The sequence below is a fragment of the Paenibacillus alkaliterrae genome (assembly GCF_021532375.1).
Taxonomy (GTDB): domain Bacteria; phylum Bacillota; class Bacilli; order Paenibacillales; family Paenibacillaceae; genus Pristimantibacillus; species Pristimantibacillus alkaliterrae.
Genome location: NZ_JAKGAP010000128.1, coordinates 1 through 6,136, shown reverse-complemented (window position 1 = coordinate 6,136; position 6,136 = coordinate 1). Strand labels below are relative to the sequence as shown.

The following is a 6,136-nucleotide window of genomic DNA, read 5'->3' as shown; positions in this document are numbered from 1 at the left end:
ATTAGGCTATTGTCGGTTGTATATGAATATTTTCACCGCCAATTGAATTGGCGGAAATCGCTCTTTTCGCCGCCATAAAGTGAGGCGGCGAACACCTTACGAGGCAAAGCTAATGTGTTAGATAACGGATTCCTTAAATATTATCTGATGTCTAATATAGGTCAATCTAGGCTTAAAGAAAGAGAATCAGGCACAACAGTAACTGGAATTAAGCAATCAGAGTTAAGACTAGTTCAAATCGACATGCCTGATTATGAAACTCAAATTGGAATATCTAAGATTCTTCATTCCATCGAAAATAAACTAGAACTCAACAACGCCATTAACAATAACCTTGAAGAAATGGCCCAAGCTCTTTTCAAAGGCTGGTTTGTTGATTTTGAGTTCCCGAATGAAAACGATGAACCGTATAAGTCCAGCGGCGGGGAGTTTGAGGAAAGTGAATTAGGGTTGATTCCCAAGGGATGGAAAATCGGGTCCATTGGTGATATCGCAAGGCATAGAAAGGATACAATTAAACCTCAAGATATTCCCAGTGGTACAGTTTACGTGGGACTCGAACATGTACCAAGGAAGAAGCTATCCTTAGATAGCTTTGGCATTTCTGATGACTTGGAGAGCAACAAAACATGTTTTAGAAAAGGCGATATACTTTTCGGCAAGCTTAGGCCGTATTTTCATAAGGTTTCTATTACTCCATTTAGTGGTGTATGTTCTACAGATATAATTGCACTAAAAGCAACAGAGGATCTTTATTACGGGTATTTGGTATCACACTTATTTAGCGAAAGGCTTGTAGACTTTGTTACTCAGTGTTCGAATGGAACAAAGATGCCGAGAACAAATTGGAACGACATCAGTAGATATCAAATTGTTATACCGATTGCTGATGTGGCCAATCAATTTACCAAGATCTTTAAAGGTTTAGTTAACAAAATGCAAAATAATACTTTTGAAAATCAACAACTTTCTCAGATTCGTGATACCTTACTCCCTAAACTTATATCTGGAGAGATCCGAGTGCCAACGAAGCAAAAGTATCTACAAGTCCATACCATTGACCTGCCATTGGCAGCAGAAAACAAAGCGCAATACTCTACTACCTAACCAAAGGAGGTGTATCCATGGCTCTGTATACCACATCCTACACCGAGAGCGACTTGGAACAAGCCGCTCTGGAATGGTTCGAAGAACTGAACTACAACAAAGCCTACGGTCCCGAGATTTCACCTGAAGGAGAATATCCGGAAAGACAGTTCTATCAGGACGTTATTCTGAAAGAACGCCTCCGCGAAGCGCTCATCCGAATCAACAAGCAGCTGCCGCGGGAAGCTATTGAGGAAGCAATTCGCATTATTGAAGTGCCTCGCAGCCCGAGCTTGATGATCAACAACAAAGCGTTCCAGAAAATGATCACGGATGGCATTGATGTTCAGTATCGGAATGCCAATGGTGATTATCCGACCGAGAAAGTTTGGTTGTTCGATACGCATCCGGACCGCGTGGATAATAATGATTTTCTTGTTGTGAATCAGTTTACGGTCATTGAGAACCAAGTCGATAAGCGCCCGGATGTTGTGGTGTTCGTCAACGGCCTTCCGATTGCGGTTCTTGAGCTGAAGAGCGCCTCCAATGAAGAAGTGGGAATCAGTGATGCGTACAATCAGGTGCAGACGTATAAGAAGGCGATTCCGTCCCTATTCACGTACAACTCTTTCATGGTGATCAGTGACGGGGTCAATGCCAGAGTTGGCACGCTGACGGCTGATGAGGAACGGTTCATGATGTGGCGCACCATTGATGGCGAGGATGTGGCCTCCACCTCCCTGCCACAGCTCGAAGTGTTAATCAAGGGAATGTTCGAGAAAAGTCGTATGCTGGACATCATCAAGCATTTTGTTGTATTTCAGACAGATGGTGAACGGCTATTCAAAATATTGGCCGGCTACCATCAGTACCATGCCACCAATAAGGCGATTAACGCAACGGAAAGAGCTTCAATGGAAGATGGCGACCGCAAGATCGGCGTAATCTGGCATACGCAAGGCTCGGGCAAGAGCTTGTCCATGGTTTTTTACGCTGGCAAACTGGTTCTGACGCTCGACAATCCGACAATTGTTGTTGTAACAGATCGTAACGATCTCGACGATCAGCTGTATGCTACGTTCAGTAAGTCGAAGGATTTGCTCCGCCAAACTCCGCAACATGCCGAGGACCGCGCTCACTTGAAACAGCTGCTTTCGGTGGAATCGGGCGGGATTATTTTCACAACGGTTCATAAGTTTTCTCCTGAAGAAGGCGAATCGAAGTATCCCGTGCTCACGGACCGTTGTAATGTCATCGTAGTGGCAGACGAGGCACATCGCAGTCAATACGGCTTTCAAGCTGAAATGGTCACATCAGATGATGAAGCAAGCATCAAGTATGGATATGCTAAATATATGCGTGATGCATTGCCGAACGCTTCCTACATTGGATATACAGGAACGCCGGTTGAGCTGACGGATAAGAACACTCCGGCTGTTTTCGGGGATTACATCGACATCTATGACATGACCCGGGCTGTGGAAGATGGCATGACCGTCAAGATTTACTACGAAAGCCGTATCGCGCGGTTGGAGCTATCGGATACAGAGCGTCCGGTTATTGATGAGGAGTACGATGAAATTACCGAGTATCAGGAGTACACCCAGCAAGAGAAGCTGAAGTCCAGATGGGCGCGGCTTGAGGCTCTTGCCGGTTCAGCGAAACGGATTAAACAAGTCGCCAAAGATATGGTTGAACACTATGAGCAGCGCAAAGGAGCTACGTTCGGCAAAGCGATGATCGTTGTCATGTCGCGGCGGATTGCCATCGATCTCTATAAAGAGATTGTTACTCTTCGTCCGGACTGGCACAGTGATGACGACAATGAAGGTAAAATTAAGATCGTCATGACTGGAAGCTCAAGCGATCCTGCGGAGTGGCAACCTTACATCGGGAATAAGCGCCGTCGGGAGCATTTGGCCAAACGGATGAAGGATTTGAACGATCCGCTCGAGATCGTCATAGTGCGTGATATGTGGTTGACGGGGTTTGACGTTCCAAGCATGAACACCATGTACATTGATAAGCCGATGAAAGGCCATAACTTGATGCAGGCTATTGCTCGCGTCAACCGTGTATTCCGTGACAAGCCAGGCGGACTCATCGTAGACTACATCGGTATAGCCGATATGTTGAAGTCTGCACTCCAACAATACACGGAAAATGATCGCAAGACTGCGGGGATCGACACGGATCAAGCTAATGACTTCATGATAGAGCGAATTCAGCTCATCCGCGAGCAGTTGCATGGTCATGATTTCTCAAAATTTGCTTCTGAGAAAGCTTCCGAGCGAATGAAGGCCATCGTCGAGACCGTGGATTACGTGCTTGGACTTGGAGATCAAGGCAAACGCAATTTCGTCAATTGGACGACGGAGTTGGCTAAAGCCTATGCTCTTTGCGCCACGACGGAAGCTGCTGAATCGGTCAATCTGGAAATCAGCTTCTATAAGGCTGTAAAATCCGGCATCGTCAAAATCATCACGACTGAGAACAAGAAGAAAACGACGAACGAACTGGATGCGGAACTGAATCAGTTGATTTCTAAATCGGTCATGTCCGATGAAGTCGTCGATATTCTCGAAGCGGTTGGTTTGCAGAAGCCGAACATCGCGATTCTATCGAATGAATTCCTTGAGCATGTTCGGGGGTTGAAACAAAAGAACCTTGCTGTCGAGTTGCTGAGAAGGCTCCTTCAGGGCAAAGTAAAGGCTGTATCTCGCACCAGCATTGTACAGTCAAAGAAATTCTCTGAAATGCTTGAAGAAGCAATTCGTAAATACAATAATCGGACTATTGAAACAACGCAGGTAATTGAAGAGCTAATCCAGATGGCTAAGGAGATGAACGCTGCCGTTAAGCGTGGCGAAGACCTCGGGCTTATCAAGGAGGAAGTTGCCTTCTACGACGCGTTGGCTTCCAATGAGGCTGCAAAAGAGCTAATGGGAGATCTAGTTCTTAAGCAGATTGCTCACGAGTTGACCCAGGCTATCAAGAACAATATTAAGGTGGACTGGACTCTGCGGGAGAATGTTCGGGCTCAGATGCGGATTACGGTTAAAAGACTTTTAAAGAAATATGGATATCCGCCTGATCTTGAGAAGATGGCAATTGATTTGGTGCTTCAACAGGCAGAGTTAATGGCTCAGTCAGAGACGGAAGAGTTTAAATATTAACAGACATCAGGCGTAGCAGAAATGGTTTATTTGCTATGCCTGATGTATTTTGCTGTAGTTCTCTGGAATGTTAAATTGCAAAGCTCATTAACTTATATGTTAGAGCACAAAATGAACGAATACAGCAAATGACATCATAAGTCTTTTTTGTACTAGGAGGAAGAGCCATGGGGGTCGCAGAACAATTCGAAACCTTTTGTAAGAATCTTAGAATGGATACTGAAGTAGTGGCTAATATCTCTTATCGTTACAAGAGAATTACAAAGCAGATAAATAAGGACTTCTGGGGCAGCGAAAGTGAGACGGCCAATAGTCTATTAGTGGGTTCATACGGAAGAGGGACGGATATATATGTGAGCGATATTGATGTTCTCCTCAAATTACCCTACTCCAAGTATGAACAGTACAATAAATATCAAGGCAACGGTCAATCGGCTTTGCTCCAAGAGGTTAAAGACTCAATTGAAAAAACATATAAGTCTTATAAACGTGCTGATGGACAGGTTGTTAAGGTGGATTTTTCAGATGGAGTAAGTTTTGAAATCGTACCAGGTTTTATCAATAAGGATGGAATAAGTTATACATATCCAGATACCAACAATGGTGGGAGTTGGAAAACAACTAACCCCCGAGCAGAGATTGATGAGTTTAATTCTAAAAATAATGAATGGAACAAAAACTTAAAGCGACTTTGCAGAATGGCAAGATCATGGAAGCATTATTGGGATGTTCCAATTGGCGGCCTCCTTATTGATACATTAGCTTATAACTTCCTAAAAAGTTGGAATTACAGAAACGAGTCATATCTTTATTATGACTGGATGAGCAGAGATTTTTTTGAGTTTCTGAAGAATCAAAGTTCCGACCAAAACTATTGGCGTGCTCCAGGTAGTGGGGATTTTGTGTACCGCAAAGGGAAATTTGAGTACAAGGCACTTCAGTGTTATAACATATCTCTAGAAGCAATTCAGAAACAAAAGGATGGTTATGAAAGTACTGCCAAAAAGAAATGGAGAGAAATATATGGAACAAGATTCCCAATATAAATCTGATTTGTCTGTGGTAGAAGATCAAATTAGAGAAATCTATGGAAGAATAGTCTATACTCATAAAACACATGAGAAATCTGCTGATACCACAATGAAGAATTGGAGCAGAATAAAAATCTGGCAAATTGTCATTTCTACAGCCGTAACGTCTAGCTTAGTAGCTTCTCTTTTTGGAGATGCAGTCTATGCAACCGTAATTAGCGCCATTCTTTCAGCTGTATCTTTAGGAATCAACTTATTTCTGAAGAATTATGATCTGGGTAAGCAGGCGCAACAATTTTCGGACTCTGCTAACAAATTGTGGGTCGTTAGAGAAAAGTATCTCTCTCTTCTGACTGATATTCGAGTTGGAACTCCGGATATTGTCGAACTTCAGAAAAAAAGAGATGACTTACAAGATGAATTGTCCGAAATTTACAAAATAGCTCCAAGAACCAATTATAAGGCATATGCTGAGGCGAGCAAATCATTAAAAGAGATGGAAGAAATGACTTTTTCTGATGAGGAAATTGATAAATTCTTGCCGAGGCAAATTAGAAAAAGCAATCGTTAAGGAGGAGCTTCTTTGCTTGCAACAGCATTTGAAAACTACTGTACAGGGTTAGAAATAGACAACATGGATAGCATTTTAAATCGCTATTCTGAAATTGTTAAAAGATTAAATAAATCGTATTGGGATATCGAGGATGAAGATGAACACGGATATTTGGTAGGTTCTCTCGGAAGACATACGGTGTTTGTCAAGATAGTTGTCGCGAATATATGAAAATAAGATAGCTATGTTTAAGCTTTTTGCTCAGCTTGAATAGGGGTCGCTTTTTCCGG

At 42.9% G+C, this 6,136-nt stretch carries 5 protein-coding genes and 1 pseudogene; all 6 read left to right on the top strand.

Features of this window, described 5'->3' with window-relative positions; genetic code table 11:
• Nucleotides 1–102: 102 nt before the first annotated feature.
• Nucleotides 103–330, top strand: a pseudogene (locus L1N85_RS27470) (restriction endonuclease subunit S); the annotation flags it as partial.
• 12 nt (nt 331–342) lie between these two features.
• Nucleotides 343–1,107 carry a restriction endonuclease subunit S gene (locus L1N85_RS26455; protein ID WP_268818493.1) on the top strand — a complete coding sequence of 255 codons (765 nt, stop codon included), beginning with the start codon at nt 343–345 and terminating at the stop codon, nt 1,105–1,107.
• Between the two features lie 17 nt (nt 1,108–1,124).
• Nucleotides 1,125–4,262: a type I restriction endonuclease subunit R gene (locus tag L1N85_RS26450; RefSeq protein ID WP_235242008.1), complete on the top strand. Its 3,138-nt coding sequence runs from the start codon at nt 1,125–1,127 to the stop codon at nt 4,260–4,262.
• A gap of 167 nt (nt 4,263–4,429) precedes the next feature.
• Nucleotides 4,430–5,308: an SMODS domain-containing nucleotidyltransferase gene (locus L1N85_RS26445; RefSeq protein ID WP_235242007.1), complete on the top strand. Its 879-nt coding sequence runs from the start codon at nt 4,430–4,432 to the stop codon at nt 5,306–5,308.
• Entirely contained in the window at nt 5,286–5,864 is a 579-nt protein-coding gene (locus L1N85_RS26440) for an SLATT domain-containing protein (RefSeq protein WP_235242006.1), read from the top strand. The genes L1N85_RS26445 and L1N85_RS26440 overlap by 23 nt, the downstream gene beginning before the upstream one ends.
• 12 nt (nt 5,865–5,876) lie before the next feature.
• Nucleotides 5,877–6,077 carry an SMODS domain-containing nucleotidyltransferase gene (locus tag L1N85_RS26435; RefSeq protein ID WP_235242005.1) on the top strand — a complete coding sequence of 67 codons (201 nt, stop codon included), beginning with the start codon at nt 5,877–5,879 and terminating at the stop codon, nt 6,075–6,077.
• Nucleotides 6,078–6,136 lie beyond the last annotated feature (59 nt).

Coding starts and splice junctions, on each gene's coding strand:
- L1N85_RS26440 (WP_235242006.1), top strand. CDS start 5,286: ATGGAACAAGATTCCCAATATAAATCTGATTTGTCTGTGGTAGAAGAT.
- L1N85_RS26445 (WP_235242007.1), top strand. CDS start 4,430: ATGGGGGTCGCAGAACAATTCGAAACCTTTTGTAAGAATCTTAGAATG.
- L1N85_RS26450 (WP_235242008.1), top strand. CDS start 1,125: ATGGCTCTGTATACCACATCCTACACCGAGAGCGACTTGGAACAAGCC.
- L1N85_RS26455 (WP_268818493.1), top strand. CDS start 343: ATGGCCCAAGCTCTTTTCAAAGGCTGGTTTGTTGATTTTGAGTTCCCG.